Source organism: Enterobacter sp. RHBSTW-00318 (assembly GCF_014101375.1).
Taxonomy (GTDB): Bacteria; Pseudomonadota; Gammaproteobacteria; order Enterobacterales; family Enterobacteriaceae; genus Enterobacter; species Enterobacter ludwigii.
In genome coordinates, this window is record NZ_JABXQH010000001.1 from 750,206 (window position 1) to 768,710 (window position 18,505).

General features: G+C 57.8%; 19 protein-coding genes. 13 read left to right on the plus strand and 6 right to left on the minus strand.

The annotated features are described in order from the left end of the window. Nucleotides 1–149: 149 nt before the first annotated feature. The 8 genes from ppsR to HV157_RS03695 all read left to right on the plus strand — a co-directional run bounded on the left by ppsR (nt 150) and on the right by HV157_RS03695 (nt 8,255). Complete coding sequence (gene ppsR, locus HV157_RS03660) at nt 150–983, plus strand: posphoenolpyruvate synthetase regulatory kinase/phosphorylase PpsR (RefSeq protein WP_020884387.1); 834 nt, start codon at nt 150–152, stop codon at nt 981–983. Between the two features lie 152 nt (nt 984–1,135). Then, nucleotides 1,136–2,182, plus strand: coding sequence for a 3-deoxy-7-phosphoheptulonate synthase AroH (gene aroH, locus HV157_RS03665; protein ID WP_025204385.1), 1,047 nt, complete (start codon nt 1,136–1,138; stop codon nt 2,180–2,182). A gap of 164 nt (nt 2,183–2,346) precedes the next feature. Then, nucleotides 2,347–2,535: a hemin uptake protein HemP gene (hemP, locus tag HV157_RS03670; protein ID WP_020884389.1), complete on the plus strand. Its 189-nt coding sequence runs from the start codon at nt 2,347–2,349 to the stop codon at nt 2,533–2,535. A 76-nt stretch (nt 2,536–2,611) separates the two neighbouring features. Further along, nucleotides 2,612–4,597 carry a TonB-dependent hemoglobin/transferrin/lactoferrin family receptor gene (locus tag HV157_RS03675; protein ID WP_040017272.1) on the plus strand — a complete coding sequence of 662 codons (1,986 nt, stop codon included), beginning with the start codon at nt 2,612–2,614 and terminating at the stop codon, nt 4,595–4,597. Nucleotides 4,598–4,644: 47 nt separating this feature from the next. Beyond that, the gene (locus HV157_RS03680; RefSeq protein ID WP_040017271.1) at nt 4,645–5,673 is read left to right on the plus strand and encodes a hemin-degrading factor; all 1,029 of its coding nucleotides are present in this window, start codon (nt 4,645–4,647) and stop codon (nt 5,671–5,673) included. Further along, entirely contained in the window at nt 5,670–6,491 is an 822-nt protein-coding gene (locus HV157_RS03685) for a hemin ABC transporter substrate-binding protein (protein WP_040017270.1), read from the plus strand. The genes HV157_RS03680 and HV157_RS03685 overlap by 4 nt, the downstream gene beginning before the upstream one ends. Beyond that, nucleotides 6,491–7,483: an iron ABC transporter permease gene (locus HV157_RS03690; protein ID WP_182268496.1), complete on the plus strand. Its 993-nt coding sequence runs from the start codon at nt 6,491–6,493 to the stop codon at nt 7,481–7,483. The genes HV157_RS03685 and HV157_RS03690 overlap by 1 nt, the downstream gene beginning before the upstream one ends. Next, a complete protein-coding gene (locus HV157_RS03695) occupies nt 7,476–8,255 on the plus strand; it encodes a heme ABC transporter ATP-binding protein (RefSeq protein WP_063925061.1) in 780 nt (259 codons plus the stop codon). Before HV157_RS03690 ends, HV157_RS03695 begins: the two co-directional genes overlap by 8 nt. Here the strand turns inward: HV157_RS03695 and HV157_RS03700 are convergent. Then, a complete protein-coding gene (locus tag HV157_RS03700; protein WP_020884395.1) occupies nt 8,222–9,145 on the minus strand; it encodes a LysR family transcriptional regulator in 924 nt (307 codons plus the stop codon). The genes HV157_RS03695 and HV157_RS03700 overlap by 34 nt on opposite strands. A gap of 140 nt (nt 9,146–9,285) precedes the next feature. Here HV157_RS03700 and HV157_RS03705 point away from each other — a divergent pair, with 140 nt between their 5' ends. The 5 genes from HV157_RS03705 to HV157_RS03725 are packed head-to-tail and all read left to right on the plus strand — an operon-like array spanning nt 9,286 to nt 14,072. Beyond that, entirely contained in the window at nt 9,286–9,993 is a 708-nt protein-coding gene (locus tag HV157_RS03705) for a CoA transferase subunit A (RefSeq protein WP_032677981.1), read from the plus strand. A gap of 2 nt (nt 9,994–9,995) precedes the next feature. Beyond that, nucleotides 9,996–10,652, plus strand: coding sequence for a 3-oxoacid CoA-transferase subunit B (locus tag HV157_RS03710; protein WP_182268495.1), 657 nt, complete (start codon nt 9,996–9,998; stop codon nt 10,650–10,652). Between the two features lie 9 nt (nt 10,653–10,661). After that, the gene (locus tag HV157_RS03715; RefSeq protein WP_182268494.1) at nt 10,662–11,843 is read left to right on the plus strand and encodes an acetyl-CoA C-acetyltransferase; all 1,182 of its coding nucleotides are present in this window, start codon (nt 10,662–10,664) and stop codon (nt 11,841–11,843) included. Between the two features lie 53 nt (nt 11,844–11,896). After that, nucleotides 11,897–13,291, plus strand: coding sequence for a GntP family permease (locus HV157_RS03720; protein WP_220471079.1), 1,395 nt, complete (start codon nt 11,897–11,899; stop codon nt 13,289–13,291). Nucleotides 13,292–13,301: 10 nt separating this feature from the next. Next, the gene (locus HV157_RS03725) at nt 13,302–14,072 is read left to right on the plus strand and encodes a 3-hydroxybutyrate dehydrogenase (protein ID WP_032681201.1); all 771 of its coding nucleotides are present in this window, start codon (nt 13,302–13,304) and stop codon (nt 14,070–14,072) included. A 59-nt stretch (nt 14,073–14,131) separates the two neighbouring features. On the opposite strand, the gene selO is transcribed toward HV157_RS03725, so the two are convergent. From selO to HV157_RS03750, 5 genes are all read right to left on the minus strand, one after another. Next, on the minus strand, nt 14,132–15,574 hold the full coding sequence (gene selO / locus HV157_RS03730; protein ID WP_047366441.1) for a protein adenylyltransferase SelO: 1,443 nt from the start codon (nt 15,572–15,574) through the stop codon (nt 14,132–14,134). A gap of 64 nt (nt 15,575–15,638) precedes the next feature. Continuing rightward, nucleotides 15,639–16,349: an EAL domain-containing protein gene (locus tag HV157_RS03735; RefSeq protein ID WP_020884402.1), complete on the minus strand. Its 711-nt coding sequence runs from the start codon at nt 16,347–16,349 to the stop codon at nt 15,639–15,641. A 294-nt stretch (nt 16,350–16,643) separates the two neighbouring features. Beyond that, nucleotides 16,644–17,108, minus strand: coding sequence for an NlpC/P60 family protein (locus tag HV157_RS03740; protein ID WP_020884403.1), 465 nt, complete (start codon nt 17,106–17,108; stop codon nt 16,644–16,646). 74 nt (nt 17,109–17,182) lie between these two features. Further along, nucleotides 17,183–17,938, minus strand: a complete 756-nt coding sequence (gene btuD / locus HV157_RS03745; RefSeq protein WP_182268492.1) for a vitamin B12 ABC transporter ATP-binding protein BtuD — start codon at nt 17,936–17,938, stop codon at nt 17,183–17,185. After that, on the minus strand, nt 17,938–18,489 hold the full coding sequence (locus HV157_RS03750) for a glutathione peroxidase (RefSeq protein WP_182268491.1): 552 nt from the start codon (nt 18,487–18,489) through the stop codon (nt 17,938–17,940). The genes btuD and HV157_RS03750 overlap by 1 nt, the downstream gene beginning before the upstream one ends. Nucleotides 18,490–18,505: the final 16 nt, after the last annotated feature.

Genomic DNA, 18,505 nt, shown 5'->3' on the forward strand with positions numbered 1-18,505 from the left:
ATAAAGTCGCTAATTGAAAAATGAAATCCACTTTTCAGGAAAATCAAAAACACCGTTTCATTTATAATTAGGATAAGTTCTTTGCTGTGTAATTTACTTTTTTAATTTATGCTTTCAGACAATTACGTACGATGTTCAGGGTGGGTAAAATGGATAATGCTGTCGATCGCCACGTTTTTTATATTTCTGATGGTACGGCGATTACCGCCGAAGTGCTGGGACATGCGGTGATGTCGCAGTTCCCCGTTTCGATTAACAGCATCACGCTGCCGTTTGTGGAAAATGAGAGCCGTGCAAAGGCGGTGAAGGACCAGATTGACGCCATCTTCCAGCAGACGGGGGTCCGCCCGCTGGTCTTCTACTCCATCGTGATCCCTGAAATTCGCGCGATTATTTTGCAAAGTGAAGGGTTCTGTCAGGATATCGTCCAGGCGCTGGTGGCCCCGCTGCAGAGCGAATTGAAACTCGACCCGACGCCTATCGCCCACCGAACGCACGGGCTGAACCCCGGCAACCTCACCAAATACGATGCGCGTATCGCCGCCATTGATTACACCCTGGCGCACGACGACGGTATTTCGCTGCGTAACCTCGACCAGGCGCAGGTGATACTGCTGGGCGTCTCGCGTTGCGGGAAAACCCCGACCAGCCTTTACCTGGCGATGCAGTTCGGTATCCGCGCCGCCAACTACCCCTTTATTGCTGATGACATGGACAATCTGGTGCTGCCAGCCGCCCTTAAGCCGCTCCAGCACAAGCTGTTTGGCCTGACCATCAACCCGGAACGGCTGGCGGCAATACGTGAAGAACGCCGTGAGAACAGCCGCTACGCCTCAATGCGCCAGTGTCGAATGGAGGTTTCCGAGGTGGAAGCGCTGTACCGCAAAAACCAGATCCCGTGGCTAAACAGCACTAACTATTCGGTAGAAGAGATCGCCACCAAAATCCTCGATATCATGGGACTCAACCGCCGCATGTACTAACATGCTAGTACAATAACTCAGAATCGGGTATCATCACCACATCCTCGGCGCGCAGACGCGCCGAACTTGAATTCAGCAGGGATTGGTTTAAGGTGATGCCCATCACTTCCCGGTAGTCTGCCGATGAAGCAAAAATTTTTCTGAGACATTTCATGAATAAAACCGATGAACTCCGCACTGCGCGCATTGACAGCCTGGTCACACCGGCTGAACTGGCACAGCGGCATCCTGTTTCCGCGGGTGTAGCGGAACATGTCACGGCATCCCGCCGTCGCATTGAAAAAATCCTTAATGGCGAAGACAAACGTCTTCTGGTGGTGATTGGCCCTTGCTCCATCCACGATCTGGATGCCGCAATGGATTACGCAAAACGGCTACAGGGACTGCGGGACAAGTACCAGCATCGCCTTGAAATTGTCATGCGCACCTACTTTGAAAAACCGCGCACCGTCGTGGGCTGGAAAGGACTGATTTCCGACCCGGATCTGAACGGCAGCTACCGTGTTAATTATGGCATTGAGCTGGCGCGTAAACTGCTTTTGCAGGTCAATGAGCTGGGCGTACCGACGGCCACCGAGTTTCTCGATATGGTGACCGGACAGTTTATCGCCGATCTCATCAGCTGGGGCGCTATCGGTGCGCGTACCACGGAAAGCCAGATCCACCGTGAGATGGCCTCTGCCCTCTCCTGCCCGGTTGGTTTTAAAAATGGTACCGATGGCAACACGCGAATTGCCGTTGACGCGATCCGTGCATCGCGTGCCAGCCATATGTTCCTGTCGCCGGATAAGCGCGGTCAGATGACCATTTATCAGACCAGTGGCAACCCATACGGGCATATCATCATGCGTGGCGGGAAAAAGCCTAATTACCACGCGCAAGATATTGCTGCGGCGTGCGAAACGCTGGCCGAGTTCGACCTGCCGGAACACCTGGTGGTGGATTTCAGCCACGGCAATTGCCAGAAACAGCATCGCCGCCAGCTGGACGTGTGTGATGAGATCTGCCAGCAGATCGTCAGCGGTTCAACCGCCATCGCGGGCATTATGGCCGAAAGTTTTATTCGGGAAGGCACGCAAAAAATCGTAGCCGGACAGCCAATGGTTTACGGCCAGTCGATCACCGACCCGTGCCTGAGCTGGGAAGACAGCGAACTGCTGCTGGAGAAACTGGCGGCAGCGGTCGATTCACGTTTTTAGTCCTCACCTTACCCTCTCCTGCGGGAGAGGGTCTACGTTCGCGCACGGCCACATCCGCTTCTGTTTTGATCCCATCACAGTTTTTTCACAAAAACGCTTGCCGTGAATTTTCACTTTGTTGATAATGATTATCATTGTTACATTGATTGTTATTTATAAACATTATGTCACGTACGGATAACAACGCGGCAACGCCCGAAAACACACACACAGCACCTGCCCCAGCGCGCACCGATCGTCGGATCGACAGTAAAAGCCTGCTGGGGGACGAGGGACGCGTGATCATCGAGCATGACGGCCAGCTTTATCTGTTGCGCCAGACCCATGCCGGGAAGCTGATCCTCACCAAATAAATACCACAATACCTTCGCCAGCCACCCAGGTGATCCCCAGGCAGCCAGCGCTTTCGATTCTTTATGGAGAGTTGCTATGCCACACCTGCATTCCGCATTTTTGCGCCCGTCCTGTCTTGCACTATCCATTGTCAGCGCCCTGCCGGGCGTCGCGTTTGCGGCCACAGATGACATGACCGTTATCGCCACCGGCAACGCACGCAGCGCCTTCGAAGCCCCGATGATGGTCAGCGTGATTGACACCGCGGCCCCGGAAAACCAGACCGCCAGCTCCGCCGCCGACCTGCTGCGCTACGTCCCAGGCCTGATGCTTGACGGCACCGGGCGCACCAACGGTCAGGACGTCAACCTGCGCGGTTACGACCGTCGCGGCGTACTGGTGCTGGTGGATGGCGTGCGCCAGGGGACCGACACTGGCCACCTGAACAGCACGTTCCTCGACCCGGCTCTGATTAAACGTATCGAAGTGGTTCGCGGCCCGTCAGCCTTACTGTACGGCAGCGGCGCGCTGGGGGGCGTGATCGCGTATGAAACCGCCGATGCAAATGACCTGCTGGAACCGGGAAAAAACAGCGGCTACCGCGTGTTTGGTACGGGCGCGACGGGCGATCACAGTCTGGGCATGGGGGCCAGCGCTTACGGGCGTACCGAAACCCTGGACGGACTGGTTGCCTGGTCGAGCCGCGATCGCGGCGATCTGCGCCAGAGCGACGGTGGAACAGCACCGAATGACGAATCCATCAACAACATGCTGGCAAAAGGCCGCTGGGCCATCGACCCGGCCCAGACCCTGAGCGGATCCCTGCGCTATTACAATAACGCGGCGCAGGAGCCAAAAAACCCGCAAACCCCTGCCGCGGACGCCAGCAGCAATCCCATGACCGATCGCTCCACCATTCAGCGAGACGCTCAGCTGGGCTATCACCTGGCTCCCCAGGGCAACGACTGGCTGAATGCCGATGCGAAACTCTACTGGTCTGAAGCGCGCATTAACGCCCAGAACATTGACGGCACCGGCGAGTTTCGCAAGCAGACCACCAAAGGTGGCAAAGTGGAAAACCGCACCCGTCTGTTCAGCGACACGTTTGCCTCACATCTTCTGACCTATGGCGGCGAATACTACCGTCAGGAGCAACATCCGGGGGGCACCACCACCGGCTTCCCGGAGGCTAAAATCGATTTCAGCTCCGGCTGGCTGCAGGACGAGATCACCCTGCGCGACCTGCCGGTCACGCTTCTCGGCGGTACCCGTTACGATAATTACCGCGGGAGCAGCGAAGGATACGACGATGTGAACGCGGACAGATGGTCCTCCCGTGCCGGACTGACCGTCAGCCCGACCGACTGGCTGATGCTGTTCGGCTCTTACGCACAGGCCTTCCGTGCGCCGACCATGGGTGAAATGTATAACGACGCCAAACACTTCTCCATCGGCCGCTTTTACACTAACTACTGGGTACCGAACCCGAACCTGCGTCCGGAAACCAATGAAACGCAGGAGTTTGGCTTCGGACTGCGCTTTGACGACGTCATGCTTGCTAACGATGCGCTGGAGTTCAAGGCCAGCTACTTCGACACCAAAGCCAAAGACTACATCTCCACCAGCGTCGATTTTGCGGCTGCGACCACCATGTCCATGAACGTTCCCCACGCCAAAATCTGGGGCTGGGACGTGATGGCGAAATACACGGCCGACCTGTTCAACCTCGACGTCGCCTATAACCGCACCCGGGGAAAAGATACCGATACGGGCGAGTATATCTCCAGCATCAACCCGGATACCGTCACCAGCAAGCTGGATATCCCGGTGGCGCAAAGCGGTTTCTCCGTCGGCTGGATCGGCACCTTCGTCGATCGCTCAACCCATATCAGCAGTAGCTACAGCGAACAGCCGGGCTATGCGGTTAACGATTTCTACGTAAGTTATAAAGGCCAGGAGCAGCTCAAAGGGGTAACCACGACGCTGGTGCTGGGTAACGCGTTCGACAAGGCGTACTGGTCTCCTCAGGGCATTCCTCAGGACGGACGCAACGGTAAGATTTTTGTGAGTTACCAGTGGTAATCCCCATGCCCCGGCCTGCCGGGGCCCTTATTCGAAAGGAAGAGACAATGAATCACTACACACGCTGGCTTGCGCTGAAAGAAGAAAATCCGGGTCAATACGCACGTGACATCGCAGGCTTAATGAACATCAGCGAAGCAGAGCTGACCTTCGCCCGCGTGGGCCACGACGCCTGGCGCCTGCACGGCGACATCCGCGAAATCATCGGCGCGCTGGAAGCCGTGGGCGAGACCAAATGCATCTGTCGTAACGACTATGCAGTTCACGAGCAGGTGGGCGCGTTTACGCATCAACACCTTGGCGGCCACGCCGGGCTGGTACTGAATCCGCGGGCGCTGGATCTGCGCCTGTTTCTCAACCAGTGGGCGAGCGCGTTCCACATCAGTGAAACCACCGCCCGCGGTGAGCGTCAGAGCATTCAGTTCTTCGACCTTCAGGGCGATGCCCTGCTGAAAGTTTACACGACCGATAACACCGATATTTCTGCCTGGGGCGACCTGCTTACGCGCTTTATCTTTGCCGATAATCCGCCACTGGCGCTGAAGCATGCCGATGTCCCTGCCCACAACGAAAAGGCTGATGCCGCCCTCGTTGATCAGGAGTGGCGCGCCATGACCGACGTGCATCAGTTCTTCGGCCTGCTGAAGCGCCACAATCTGAGCCGCCAGCAGGCGTTTCGTCTGGTGGGCGACGATCTGGCCTGCAGGGTAGACAACACTGCTCTGGCACAGCTGCTGGAAACGGTCCGCCTGGAGGGGAATGAAATGATGATCTTCGTCGGCAACCGCGGCTGCGTGCAGATCTTTACCGGCGTGGTGGAAAACGTCGTCCTGATGAAAGGCTGGCTCAACATCTTCAACCCAACCTTTACCCTGCATCTGCAGGATACGTCCATCGCCGAAACATGGGTGACGCGTAAACCCACCGCTGACGGGCACGTCACCAGCCTGGAGCTCTTTGCCGCCGACGGGACGCAAATCGCTCAGCTGTACGGTCAACGCAGCGAAGGTGAACCAGAGCAGCGTCAGTGGCGCAGCCAGGTCGACGCCCTGACCCGAAAAGGGCTGGCCGCATGAAAAAATGGCTCTCCCTGCTCTGCGCCCTGCCGCTGGTGACGTTCGCGGCCACACCGCAGAAAATTGTCGCCCTGGGGGGTGACGTGACTGAGATTGTTTATGCCCTTGGCGCGGGATCGTCACTGGTTGCCCGCGACAGCACCAGCCAGTGGCCGCAGGCGGCGAACGCCCTGCCCGACGTCGGCTATTTGCGCCAGCTTAACGCGGAGGGGATTTTATCCATGCGCCCGACGCTGGTGCTGGCCAGTGCCCAGGCGCAGCCCTCGCTGGCGTTAAAACAGGTCGAGCAAAGTCACGTCAGGGTCGTCACCGTTCCCGACAGTCATGACCTGAGCGTGATTGACGAAAAGGTGCGAGTCATTGCCGAAGCGACGCATCGCGAAGCACAGGGTGACGCATTGCGCGCCAGGCTGCGCCAGGCGCTGGCAGCCCTGCCCACCTCGCCACTCGACAAACGGGTACTGTTTATCCTCAACCACGGCGGGATGACCGCGATGGCTGCCGGACAACAGACCGCCGCGGATGCAGCCATTCGCGCAGCGGGTTTGCAAAACGCGATGCAGGGCTTTACCCGTTATCAGCCGCTGTCCCAGGAAGGCGTGATTGCCAGCCAGCCTGACCTTGTCGTGATTTCACAGGATGGCGTAAAGGCATTGGGTGGCGAAGCGAATGTGTGGACACTTCCCGGCCTGGCGCAAACGCCGGCGGGACGGAACAGGCAGGTGCTGGCCATCGACGATATGGCGCTGCTGGGCTTTAGCGTGCGCACGCCGCAGGCCATACAGCAATTGCGCACCCGGGCGGAGCAACTGCCCTGATGTCCCGACGGATCGCGTTGTCGCTGTGGATGCTGGCCGCCATCCTGACGATCATGACGCTGGCGGCCTCCGGGGCTGGCGCACTGCATCTGCCGGTCAGTCTGCTGTGGCGCGGCAGTGATGAAACCCTGCGTCAGATCTGGCTGACCATTCGTCTCCCCCGGGTTCTGCTGGCGCTGGTCACCGGCGGCTCGCTGGCGCTGGCAGGCTGCGTAATGCAGGGGCTTTTTCGTAATCCGCTGGCGGATCCGGGGCTGCTTGGGATCAGCAGCGGCGCGGCGCTGGCCGTGGCGCTGTGGGTGGTCATTCCCCTCTCGCTCCCCGCGCTGATGATGCTTTACGCTCCCATGATCGCGGCATTTGGGGGTGCGCTGGCGGCCACTTTCGTCATTTTCGTCCTAAGCCAGCAGCGTAACAGCACACTTTCACGGCTGTTACTGGTGGGCATTGCCCTCAATGCCCTGTGCGGTGCGGCAGTCGGCGTACTGTCATGGCTCAGCAATGATGCCCAGCTTCGCCAGCTCTCCCTCTGGGGCATGGGCAGCCTGGGTCAGGCGCAGTGGTCTACGCTGCTGGCCGTCACCTCGCTGATGGTGCCAGGCGTTCTGATGATCTGGCATCTTGCCTGCGCGCTCAATTTACTGCAGCTGGGTGAAGAAGAAGCGCACTACCTTGGCGTGGCGGTAGTGAAGGTACAGCGGATCCTGTTGCTGTGCAGCTCCTTACTGGTTGCCGCCGCGGTTGCCGTCAGCGGGGTGATTGGTTTTGTCGGTCTGGTGGTGCCGCACCTGATACGGATGTGGCTGGGCGCCGATCACCGGGCCGTGATCCCCGGCTCCGTACTGGCCGGGGCGTCGCTGCTGCTGGTTGCCGATACGGTGGCGCGCACGCTGGTCGCACCGGCTGAAATGCCGGTCGGTTTACTGACCAGTCTCTTCGGCGCGCCGTGGTTCCTGTGGCTCATTTTTCGTCGTGGAGGCGCACATGGCTGAACGCTACTGCGCGGAACGTCTTGTTTATCAGGTCGGGCAACGGACACTTATCAACGACGTGTCGCTGGCGTTATCTCCGGGGGAAATGGTGGCGTTGATTGGGCCTAACGGTGCCGGAAAATCGACGTTACTGCGCCTGCTCACAGGCTATCTCACGCCTTCTGGTGGGCAATGCAGCCTGGCGGGTACGCCGCTTGAGGTGTGGCACCCGCAAAAGCTCTCACGCCGCCGGGCAGTGATGCGCCAGAATACGCAGCTCGGTTTCGACTGGCCGGTCGACGCGGTGGTGGGTATGGGCCGCGCGCCCTGGACGCGCTACCCTGAAGCCCCGGTTGTCGAAGCCGTAATGGCAATAACGGGCTGCCTGCCCCTCGCAGACCGACACTTTTCGGCCCTCTCCGGTGGCGAGCAACAACGGATCCAGCTCGCCCGCGCCCTGGCGCAGCTCTGGCATGACGGCGGTCCGCGCGGCTGGCTGTTTCTCGATGAACCCACTTCCGCGCTGGATCTTTACCACCAGCAGCATCTGCTGCGGTTGTTGAAATCCCTGACCCGTCAGGGCGATTTTCACGTGTGCGTGGTGCTGCACGACCTCAATCTGGCAGCGCTGTGGGCGGACCGGATCCTGCTGCTGCATAACGGCACGCTGGTTTCTCAGGGCACGCCGGAAACGGTTTTACAGGCCGACGCGCTGGCCCGGTGGTATGGCGCGCAGGTATACGTTGGCCCACATCCGGTTCACGCCTCGCCGCAGGTGTTTCTCGCCCCCTGACCGGGCTGATAAAAATCTTTCAGCGTCTCAAGCAGGGCATGCGCCGCTTTTGAAAGCTGCGTGTGCCCGGGGTGGATCACGCCGATGCATTTTTCAATCGGCGGGTTATCGAGTGGAATACAGACCGCGCCTAACGAGGTCATCTGCGCCTCGCACAGTGCCGGGACCGCACTGCCGCCCAGGCCGCTGGCGACCATTCTGCCTACCGTCACCAGCTGATGGCTCTCCAGCGCCACATCCAGTTTACGACCGCTGCGGGCCAGCTCTTCTTCCATCATCAGACGAACGGCCGAAGGGCGCTGCAGGGTAATGAAATCCAGCGTCAGTAGCGCTTCCCATGAAAGGCGTTTTTTGGCTGCCAGAGCGGACGATTTCGGCACAATGGCGACAAATCGATCGAGACCCAGCGGCGTAAAAAGCAGGTTATGGGTCGGCGCCGGTTCAAACGCGATCCCCATCTCGACCCGCCCTTCCCGCACCATTTCAATTACCTGCTCGTTGATAACATCATGGACGGTGACATTGATCCCGGCGTGGCGATCGCGAAATGCCTTGAGCACCTCCGGCAGGACATTCGCCGCAAATGACGGCATCGCCGCGACTGAGATTTTGCCGCGCTGCAGCGTAAAGCACTGATGCATGGCCTCTTCGGCGTTATCCCAGTCCGCCAGCAGCTGGCGCGCCATCGGTAAAAAGGTCTCCCCCTCCTGCGTCAGCGCCACCTTGCGGGTGCTGCGCTGCAACAGCGGTCCCCCCAGCGCCTCCTCCAGGCCTTTAATCGTCAGGCTGAGCGCCGGCTGGGAAAGATTCAGCCGTTCACTGGCATGCGCGAAATTCAGAGTGTGAGCTACCGCTAAAAACGCGCGTAACTGTTTGACACTCATTCTCATTTTTCACCTTGTTAACTAATTGAAAAAATTTAGTTAACAGGAAATTAATAAAAAAACCAAATGAGTGGGTCACAAATACAAAATTAACAAATGAGTCGCCGCCCTTAATGATACCGGCACGGATAACGGGAGGGATGATTATGGCGGGACTGGATAAGCGCGTCGGCAGCTATGCGCAGGCGCTGGACGGGCTGACGGACGGAATGACATTGCTGGCGGGCGGCTTCGGCCTGTGCGGCATTCCTGAGAACCTGATTGCCGAAGTCAGACGCCGTCAGGTGCAGGGGCTGACGGTGGTTTCAAACAACTGCGGCGTCGATGGTTTTGGTCTCGGGATACTCCTTGAGACGCGCCAGGTACGAAAAGTGGTGGCGTCGTACGTGGGCGAAAACGCGCTGTTCGAGCAACAGGTGTTGAGCGGCGAGCTGGAAGTGGAACTCACCCCACAGGGAACCCTGGCAGAAAAGGTTCGCGCTGGCGGAGCGGGTATTCCGGCGTTTTACACGGCCACCGGCTATGGCACCCCCGTGGCTGCTGGCAAGGAAGTTCGCCAGTTTGCCGGCAAGCATTATGTCCTCGAAGAGGCCATCACCGGCGATTTTGCGCTGATCAAGGGCTGGAAAGCGGACTGGTACGGCAACGTTATCTATCGCCATACCGCGCAAAACTTTAACCCGCTGATGGCCACCGCGGGCCGGATAACGGTAGTGGAAGTGGAAGAGATCGTCGCCCCGGGCGAACTGCCCCCGTCGGCCATTCATACCCCGGGGATCTACGTCGACAGGCTGATTGTCGGCCAGTTCGAGAAACGCATTGAACAGCGCACGCTGCGCGCAGAGGGAGTCTGAAGATGTTAACCCGTGAACAGATGGCCATGCGCGTCGCCCGAGAACTGCGCGACGGTTACTACGTCAACCTGGGGATAGGGATCCCGACCCTTGTGGCGAACTATATTCCGGCGGGAATGGACGTGATGCTCCAGTCTGAAAACGGCCTGCTGGGGATGGGAGCCTTTCCGGATGAGCAGAGCCTTGACGCCGACATGATCAACGCCGGTAAGCAGACCGTCACCGCGAGGATCGGTGCAGCCATTTTCGACTCGGCCCAGTCGTTCGCCATGATCCGGGGCGGTCATGTTGACCTGACCGTACTCGGGGCGTTCGAAGTGGATGTCGAAGGCAACATCGCCTCGTGGATGATCCCGGGCAAGATGGTGAAAGGGATGGGAGGCGCGATGGATCTGGTCGCCGGGGCGCAGAACATCATTGTGGTGATGACCCATGCCGCAAAAAACGGAGAGTCAAAACTGCTGCCGCGCTGCACGCTGCCGTTGACCGGCGCTGGCTGTATCCGTCGGGTGTTAACCGACCTTGCGTTGCTGGAGATTGAAGACGGCGCGTTCATTCTGCGGGAATACGCCCCCGGCGTCAGTATTGACGACATCGTCAGTAAAACAGCCGGGAAAATCATCGTGGCGGACGACGTGCGCGAGATGCGTGTCAACTGAGGAGTGAACATGAATGAGGTCATGATTGTCGGGGCCACGCGAACCCCTGTAGGCAGTTTTCGCGGATCGCTCTCCTCCCTTTCCGCGGTTGAACTGGGTGCCGTAGCGGTTCGTCGCCTGCTTGAGAACAGCCGGCTGTGCGCAGATCAGGTAGACGAACTGATTTTCGGTCAGGTGCTGACGGCAGGGTGCGGACAAAACCCCGCCCGTCAGACCGCTCTCACGGCCGGATTGCCCGTCAGTACGCCCGCGACAACCGTCAATCTGGTGTGCGGTGCCGGCTTAAAAGCGGTGCAGCTCGCCGCGCAGGCTATCCGCTGCGGCGATGCCGACGTGGTTATCGCTGGCGGCCAGGAGAGCATGAGCAATGCCCCTTACCTGCTGGACGGTGCGCGGTCAGGGTTGCGTTTTGGTCATACAGGATTGCAGGACAGCATGATAACGGACGGCCTGTGGGACGCATTTAACGATTATCACATGGGCATCACCGCGGAAAACGTTGCCCGCCAGTATGGTATCTCCCGCGAGCAGCAGGACGCTTTTGCCGCCCGGTCGCAGCAAAAAGCGGCGTCGGCCATTGCGCGCGGTCTGTTTGACGCGGAGATGGCTCCGGTCACGGTAAGCGAGGGTAAAAAGCCGCCGAGCCTGGTCAGCAGTGATGAACAACCCCGGCCGGGAACCACCGCTGAGCAACTCGCTCAGTTGCGCCCTGCCTTTCGTCGTGAAGATGGAACGGTCACGGCGGGTAATGCCTCAACCCTGAACGATGGTGCCGCTGCGGTGCTGTTAATGAGCGGTGAAAAAGCGCGGGAAAGCGGATTACCGATCCTGGGACGGGTCGTGAGTTATGCCGTGACCAGCGTTGATCCATCGGTGATGGGCATCGGGCCGGTCAGCGCCTGCCAGACGGCTCTGGCCCGGGCTGGCTGGGCGTTGGATGAGGTGGACGTCATTGAAGCAAATGAAGCCTTTGCCGCGCAGGCGCTGGCCGTTGGCAAACTGCTCGGCTGGGATGAACGTAAGGTGAACGTTAACGGTGGTGCGATTGCGCTTGGCCACCCCATCGGCGCCTCTGGCTGTCGGATCCTCGTCACGCTGCTGCATGAGATGCAACGCCGCGACGCGAAAAAAGGGCTCGTCACCCTGTGTGTGGGAGGTGGGCAAGGCATTGCATTAACCCTTGCGCGCTAACCGCGCCCGGACATCTCGTTGGTACCCGAATATAACAATGATAGTGAGGAGTCATAATGAGTGTGTTGATTGCCCTGGCGGCGCTGGCATTGCTGATGCTCGCGGCCTATCGCGGATACAGCGTTATTCTGTTTGCCCCCATCGCGGCGCTGGGTGCCGTGCTGCTGACCGATCCGGGGGCCGTCGGCCCGACGTTTACCGGTCTGTTTATGGAAAAGATGGTCGGCTTCGTCAAGCTCTACTTCCCGGTGTTCCTGCTGGGTGCCGTGTTTGGCAAGCTGATTGAGCTTTCCGGTTTCTCACGCGCTATCGTCGCTGCAGCGATCCAGATCCTCGGGCGCCGCCATGCGATTCCGGTCATTGTGCTGGTGTGTGCATTGTTAACGTACGGCGGCGTTTCGCTCTTCGTGGTGGCGTTTGCCGTCTATCCTTTTGCCGCCGAACTGTTCCGCCAGAGCGGCATCCCCAAACGTCTTATCCCGGCGACCGTCGCTCTGGGTGCGTTCTCGTTTACCATGGACGCCCTGCCCGGTACGCCGCAGATCCAGAACATTATCCCCACCAGCTTCTTTGGCACTAACGCCTGGGCCGCGCCGTGGCTTGGGCTGATTGGCTCGCTGTTTATCCTCTGTTTTGGCCTGCTCTGGCTGGAGCGTCAGCGGCGAAAGGCGCTCAACAACAATGAGGGTTACGGTTCCGATCTGAAAAATGAACCTGAAACGCCGGACAACATTAATCTGCCCCATCCGCTGATCGCCATTTCCCCTCTGCTGCTGGTCGGGATCCTCAACCTGCTGTTTACCCGCTGGATCCCCGGCTGGTATGGGACGCGCCATGAGCTTATCCTGCCCGGGCTGGCGAAGCCGATTGTCACCGAGGTCAGCAAAATCACCGCCATCTGGGCCGTGGAAGCGGCGCTGATCGCGGGTATTGTCATGGTACTGCTTTTTGGATTTCGCAATATCCGGGGACGGCTGGCAGAAGGCAGCCGGACGGCGGTCAGCGGCGCCATTCTGGCGGCAATGAATACCGCGTCTGAATACGGTTTCGGGGCGGTGATCGCTGCGCTGCCCGGTTTTCTGATCTTATCCAAAGCGCTCGCCGCTATCCCGAACCCGTTGCTCAACGAAGCCATCAGCGTGACCGTGCTTGCCGGGATCACCGGTTCGGCGTCGGGCGGGATGAGCATCGCCCTTGCGGCCATGGCCGATACGTTTGTCGCGGCCGCCCACGCAGCCAATATCCCTCTGGAGGTTCTCCACCGCGTGGCCTCGATGGCCAGCGGCGGCATGGATACGCTTCCCCATAACGGGGCCGTGATAACGTTGCTTGCCATTACGGGTCTGAGCCATCGTCAGGCGTATGGCGGCATTTTCGCTATCACTCTCATCAAAAGTCTGGCGGTGCTTTTTGTCATTGCCGTGTTCTATCTCACCGGCATTGTGTAAGGAGAATAAAATGAATCTGAACGGTAAAACCGCACTGGTGACCGGCTCGACCAGTGGTATTGGACTTGGGATCGCTGGCGTGCTGGCGAAGGCCGGCGCGCAGTTGATTCTTAACGGTTTCGGCGACAGTGAATCGGCAAGAGACGAAATCGCGAAACGGGGTAAAACGCCGGGCTATCACGATGCGGACCTGCGTGACGTCCAGCAGATTGAAGCCATGATGCACTACGCCGAAACCCGGTATGGCGGAGTCGATATTCTGATCAACAACGCCGGTATACAGCACGTCGCACCTGTTGATGCGTTCCCGGTGGAGAAATGGAACGACATTATCGCCATCAACCTCTCTTCCGTCTTTCACACCAGCCGGCTGGCGCTGCCTGCGATGCAGGCGAAAAACTGGGGGCGCATCATTAATATCGCCTCCGTGCATGGGTTGGTCGCGTCGAAAGAGAAATCCGCCTATGTTGCCGCCAAGCATGGCGTGGTGGGCTTTACCAAATCCCTGGCGCTGGAGACCGCCCGCACCGGTATTACCGCCAATGCTATCTGTCCGGGCTGGGTGCTGACCCCGCTGGTGCAGCAGCAAATCGACAGACGTATTGCCGATGGCGTCGCACCGGATGTCGCTCGTGAGCAACTGCTGGCAGAGAAACAGCCCGCCGGTGAGTTTGTTACGCCGGAACAGCTAGGCGAGCTGGCGTTGTTTTTGTGCAGTGACAGCGCAGTACAGGTCCGCGGCGCCGCCTGGAATATGGATGGCGGATGGGTCGCACAGTGACCGCGGTATCGGCATAAAAAAACCTGGCACCGCAAGGTGTCAGGTTTTGTCCGCCCGGGCTAGCTCGAACAGCTCACTTCCAGGCGTTTCCCCCAGTCCGGCGGACGGCTGACATAGTCGTCATCACGGTCAGCAAACGGCGTACGCAGAGCCACATGCAGGCGATGTAGTTCGTCATACTCCCCCTGCTCTGCCTGTTCAATAGCCCGCTGCGCCAGCCAGTTGCGCAAAACCATCGCCGGGTTCGCCGCGTTCATTTGCGCCTGCCGGGTTGCGTCGTCGACCTGCTCTTGCTGCAACCGCGCGCGGTAAAGCGCAAACCAGTCGTCAAAGCCCTGCCTGTCAATGAACTCGTCGCGCAGCGGTGAGGCACAACTGTGTTGCTCAGTCTGGCTCAGCATCCGGAAGGTGCGGGTGTAATCGCTGCCTTCACGTTCCATGAGGGCAAACAGAGCGTTCAGGATGTCGTTATCGCCCCTCTCCTGCGTCACCAGCCCCAGCTTGTTGCGCATCAGCACGCCGTATTCGCGCAGTAAAATGTCCTGGTAGCTGTCGAGCGCATCATTCAGGGCATCAACGTCGATAAACGGCGACAGAGTTTGCGCAAGGCGCTGCAGGTTCCACAGGCCAACAGCCGGCTGATTGTCGAAACTGTAACGTCCCTGATAGTCAGAATGGTTGCAGATGTACCCCGGCTGATAGTCATCAAGGAAGCCAAACGGACCGTAATCAAAGGTCAACCCGAGAAGCGACATGTTGTCCGTGTTCATCACCCCATGGGCAAACCCGACCGTCTGCCAGCGGGCAATCATAGTTGCGGTACGGGCTACCACATCGCGGAACCAGAGAATGTATTTATCGGCCTCGTCCTGGAAATGAGACCAGTGATGACGAAGGGCATAATCCGCAAGCTGGCGGACTTTTTCCGGCTCACGACGATAATAAAAGTGTTCAAAGTGGCCAAAACGCAGATGGCTTTGCGCAACGCGCATGAGCATCGCCCCTTTTTCCATCGTTTCACGTGCCACCGGGGTGTCACTGGTTACAATCGACAGTGCGCGGGTGGTGGGGATCCCCAGCGCATGCATCGCTTCGGATGCCAGACATTCGCGAATAGTCGAACGCAATACCGCGCGCCCGTCGCCCATTCGCGAGTAAGGGGTCAGGCCGGCACCCTTCAGGTGCCAGTCCACCGTCTCCCCGTTGGGCAGCCGTTGTTCGCCCAGCAGGATCCCCCGGCCATCGCCCAGTTGTCCTGCCCAGACGCCAAACTGATGTCCGCTATAGACCTGAGCCAGAGGCTGCATACCGGCAAGCAGCGTTTCGCCTCCCCAGACGCCAGCGCCGTCGGCGGGCTGAAACATCTCAGGTGGAACAGCCAGCTCATCTGCCAGCCGATCGTTATGCCAGATAAGACGGGAATTTTGTAACGGTGTGGGTTTGAGTGCGGTATAAAAACCCGGCAACTCGTCATGCCAGTGAGCAGTAAAAGACAGGGTCATAGGTCCTCCTGCTTTTAGTGTAGAGGGTTTACCCGGACTTAAACACGGGCGAAAGAGAGGGTTATCACTGAACGAGCGTGGTGACGTGCTCTGCAGAGACGGCTGGCCAGAGCGCCCCCTGCATTGCGCCAAAGTTAAAGGACAAGACGCGCTGCAATAAACCATGGTCATCAATGCCGCCGACGAGCACGGACTGACAGTGAGGCGTTATTTGCCAGAGGATTGCGCGCATAAAAGGCTCAAAAGAGAGTTCAGAAGCACGCTGCTGGATAAATCCCTTGTCGAGAATGACCCGTTTAAACAATCCATCATAAACGGCTTTCAACGACGCTGCGCCTGCGCCAAAGTTTGCCAGCACCAGCGGAAAATGGATTGCCATTCTCGCCAGTTGCAGATCGTCCTTCCCGTTATTTAAACCTGGATAATTCTCATTAACAGTAAACTCAAGAAACGGATAACGCTCAAGTATTGAAACAGCGTTCCCATTACTTAATAAAAATTCAACAATTACAGGTGTAATATTGATCCATGCAATTAACTGATGCTGAATAAAAAACAGTTTACAGGTATCAAGCAATTGCAATTTCTCGTTAAACAACGCTAACTCTTCTTCAGCCGAAAGCCGCGGGATAACGAGTTCGGTGGGGATCCGAACGTGGGTACCGACGCCAGTAAAGTTAACCAGAACCTCTAAACCTTTAAGCTCGCCGGCGCTATTACGGGCAGGCAGAAGCATCAGTTCAGACTGGTAAGCATTATCTAGCGTAATAATCATTGCACTCGCCCCGCATTAAAGATGAGAGAGGACATCCTGGAGCAATTGCCGACACAATTCCACTGTCTTGATTTTAATAAGATTAATTTCATTAGTTCCGTATTATTTTTCAGATTTATCCCTGAATCTAAAATAATCTTATCCTGGTTGCTCAGTAATAGCCAGTTTTAGATAAAACAGACTCCTGAGGAGATAAGTCATTTTTCGTAAATTTAACTTTAAAACTCTTATTTGAGAAAAAATGGCATGATTTATTAGTTATCATGCCATCATAAGAGACTGCTCTTTGACAGACTAAATACGTCGTGCCTGCCAGAAGTTTTTACGCCAGTAAACATTATCGAGCGACGAGCGCATCACCCCACGACTGGTCGAGGCGTGAATAAACTGATTATCGGTATCATAAATACCGACGTGAAGCCCACTGTCACCCGAGCCGGTTTTGAAAAAAACCAGGTCGCCGGGCAGCAAATCATCTTTATCGATTTCCGTGCCAATTTCCGCCTGTTTGCGCGTTTCGCGCGGAAGCTGTAAATCAAACTTATCGCGAAACGTCATCAGAACAAAGCCAGAACAATCTACGCCCCCACGGCTCATGCCGCCATAACGATAGGGCGTGCCGCGCCAGTTGCTCAGCTGATCGTTAAGGCTGGCAATGACGGTAATAGAATCTGAAAGCCGCGGGTTAGGCGGCGGCGCACGATGGCTACTGCATCCCGCAAGAAATAACGCGGCCATCAGGAGAAACCAGAATCGCATTTTCAGACGAATCCTCTGCTTTTTTTGTTCTTTTCGTAATTTAGCGTGCAACGGCGTTAACAGGCAAGAAACGGTTACGCCTGCACGGTAGAAATCAGCATCTTATGCCCTTCTATATCCAGCCTGCGGAAAGACATATTGTACGCGCGGGCAAGATTTGGCGGCGTCAATACCGCATCGCGCGTGCCGCTGGCAATCATCTTTCCTCGCGCCAACAGCCACACCCGGTGGGCGTGACGCAGCGTATGGTTCAGGTCATGACTGCTCATGACCACGCCGATCCCTTTTCTGCTCAGGGAGCTTAACAGGGTGTCCAGCGCGGCCTGCTGTGCCACATCCAGACCGCTCATCGGTTCATCCAGAAGCAGCAGTCTGCCATGTGGATTGCCGGCCGGGTGAATTTGCAAAATGACGGCCGCCAGACGCACGCGCTGCCACTCGCCCCCGGAAAGCTGGCTGGCATGCCGGGACAGTTTATCTTCTAGCCCTAATCCCGCCGCCACCTCAGTGAGCAGCGACGTATGCTGTTTATCATGCAGATGCAGCATCAGGTAGTGCCAGACGGGCATCGCAAAGGGCGGGACCTGCTGCTGCACCAGATAGCTGCGCCTGTGCGCCAGTGAGACTGGCGACCAGTCAGCAAGGTTATGCTCCAGCAGGGTTATCTCCCCCGAGCCGGCGGTCAGCCCCGCCATGCGCGCCAGTAAGGTGCTCTTTCCTGCGCCGTTCGGCCCGACAAGATGCAGGATTTCGCCTGCATTGATGGCACCGGTTATCGGCTCCAGACGCCCCGTATCGGCGACGTCCGTGAGCTGCATCAGCAACGTCATTATTTCGCCAGCGCCAGCTTGATAGACTCCATCACAATCGGATCTTCAGGCGTCATGTCCGGTGAAAAACGCTGCACCACCTGTCCGTCACGACCAACAAGGAATTTTTCAAAATTCCACAGGATATCGTCCGGATAGAGCGGCGCGCGTCCTTTACTGGCCATGCGCTCATAAAAACCGCTGCCTTCCGGCGCAACGGCGGTCGGTGCGGCCGCCACCAGCTTCGCATACAGGGGATGGCGATGTTCACCGTTAACGTCGATTTTGCTGAACATCGGGAACGTCACACCGTAGGTGGTGCTGCAAAACGTTTTGATTTCGTCTTCGCTGCCCGGCTCCTGGCCCAGGAACTGGTTGCACGGGAAGCCCAGTACGGTGAAACCGTTTTTCTCCCAGGCTTTTTGAATGTTTTCCAGCTGCTCGTACTGTGGCGTCAGGCCACATTTGGAGGCCACATTCACGATGAGCAGCACGTTGCCTTTATAGCTTTCCAGCGTGGTTTTCTCACCCTCAATGGTGGTCACTTCGGTATTCAAAATATCAGACTGCATAGCATTCCCTCAGGTT

Bases quoted from the DNA above. Each gene is read 5' to 3' on its own strand.
- HV157_RS03700 (WP_020884395.1), bottom strand. From the start codon at position 9,145: ATGAGAATGAGTGTCAAACAGTTACGCGCGTTTTTAGCGGTAGCTCAC.
- HV157_RS03735 (WP_020884402.1), bottom strand. From the start codon at position 16,349: ATGATTATTACGCTAGATAATGCTTACCAGTCTGAACTGATGCTTCTG.
- ppsR (WP_020884387.1), top strand. From the start codon at position 150: ATGGATAATGCTGTCGATCGCCACGTTTTTTATATTTCTGATGGTACG.
- HV157_RS03680 (WP_040017271.1), top strand. From the start codon at position 4,645: ATGAATCACTACACACGCTGGCTTGCGCTGAAAGAAGAAAATCCGGGT.
- HV157_RS03690 (WP_182268496.1), top strand. From the start codon at position 6,491: ATGTCCCGACGGATCGCGTTGTCGCTGTGGATGCTGGCCGCCATCCTG.
- HV157_RS03695 (WP_063925061.1), top strand. From the start codon at position 7,476: ATGGCTGAACGCTACTGCGCGGAACGTCTTGTTTATCAGGTCGGGCAA.
- hemP (WP_020884389.1), top strand. From the start codon at position 2,347: ATGTCACGTACGGATAACAACGCGGCAACGCCCGAAAACACACACACA.
- HV157_RS03685 (WP_040017270.1), top strand. From the start codon at position 5,670: ATGAAAAAATGGCTCTCCCTGCTCTGCGCCCTGCCGCTGGTGACGTTC.
- HV157_RS03710 (WP_182268495.1), top strand. From the start codon at position 9,996: ATGTTAACCCGTGAACAGATGGCCATGCGCGTCGCCCGAGAACTGCGC.
- HV157_RS03715 (WP_182268494.1), top strand. From the start codon at position 10,662: ATGAATGAGGTCATGATTGTCGGGGCCACGCGAACCCCTGTAGGCAGT.
- btuD (WP_182268492.1), bottom strand. From the start codon at position 17,938: ATGACGTTGCTGATGCAGCTCACGGACGTCGCCGATACGGGGCGTCTG.
- HV157_RS03750 (WP_182268491.1), bottom strand. From the start codon at position 18,489: ATGCAGTCTGATATTTTGAATACCGAAGTGACCACCATTGAGGGTGAG.
- HV157_RS03740 (WP_020884403.1), bottom strand. From the start codon at position 17,108: ATGCGATTCTGGTTTCTCCTGATGGCCGCGTTATTTCTTGCGGGATGC.
- selO (WP_047366441.1), bottom strand. From the start codon at position 15,574: ATGACCCTGTCTTTTACTGCTCACTGGCATGACGAGTTGCCGGGTTTT.
- aroH (WP_025204385.1), top strand. From the start codon at position 1,136: ATGAATAAAACCGATGAACTCCGCACTGCGCGCATTGACAGCCTGGTC.
- HV157_RS03705 (WP_032677981.1), top strand. From the start codon at position 9,286: ATGGCGGGACTGGATAAGCGCGTCGGCAGCTATGCGCAGGCGCTGGAC.
- HV157_RS03725 (WP_032681201.1), top strand. From the start codon at position 13,302: ATGAATCTGAACGGTAAAACCGCACTGGTGACCGGCTCGACCAGTGGT.
- HV157_RS03675 (WP_040017272.1), top strand. From the start codon at position 2,612: ATGCCACACCTGCATTCCGCATTTTTGCGCCCGTCCTGTCTTGCACTA.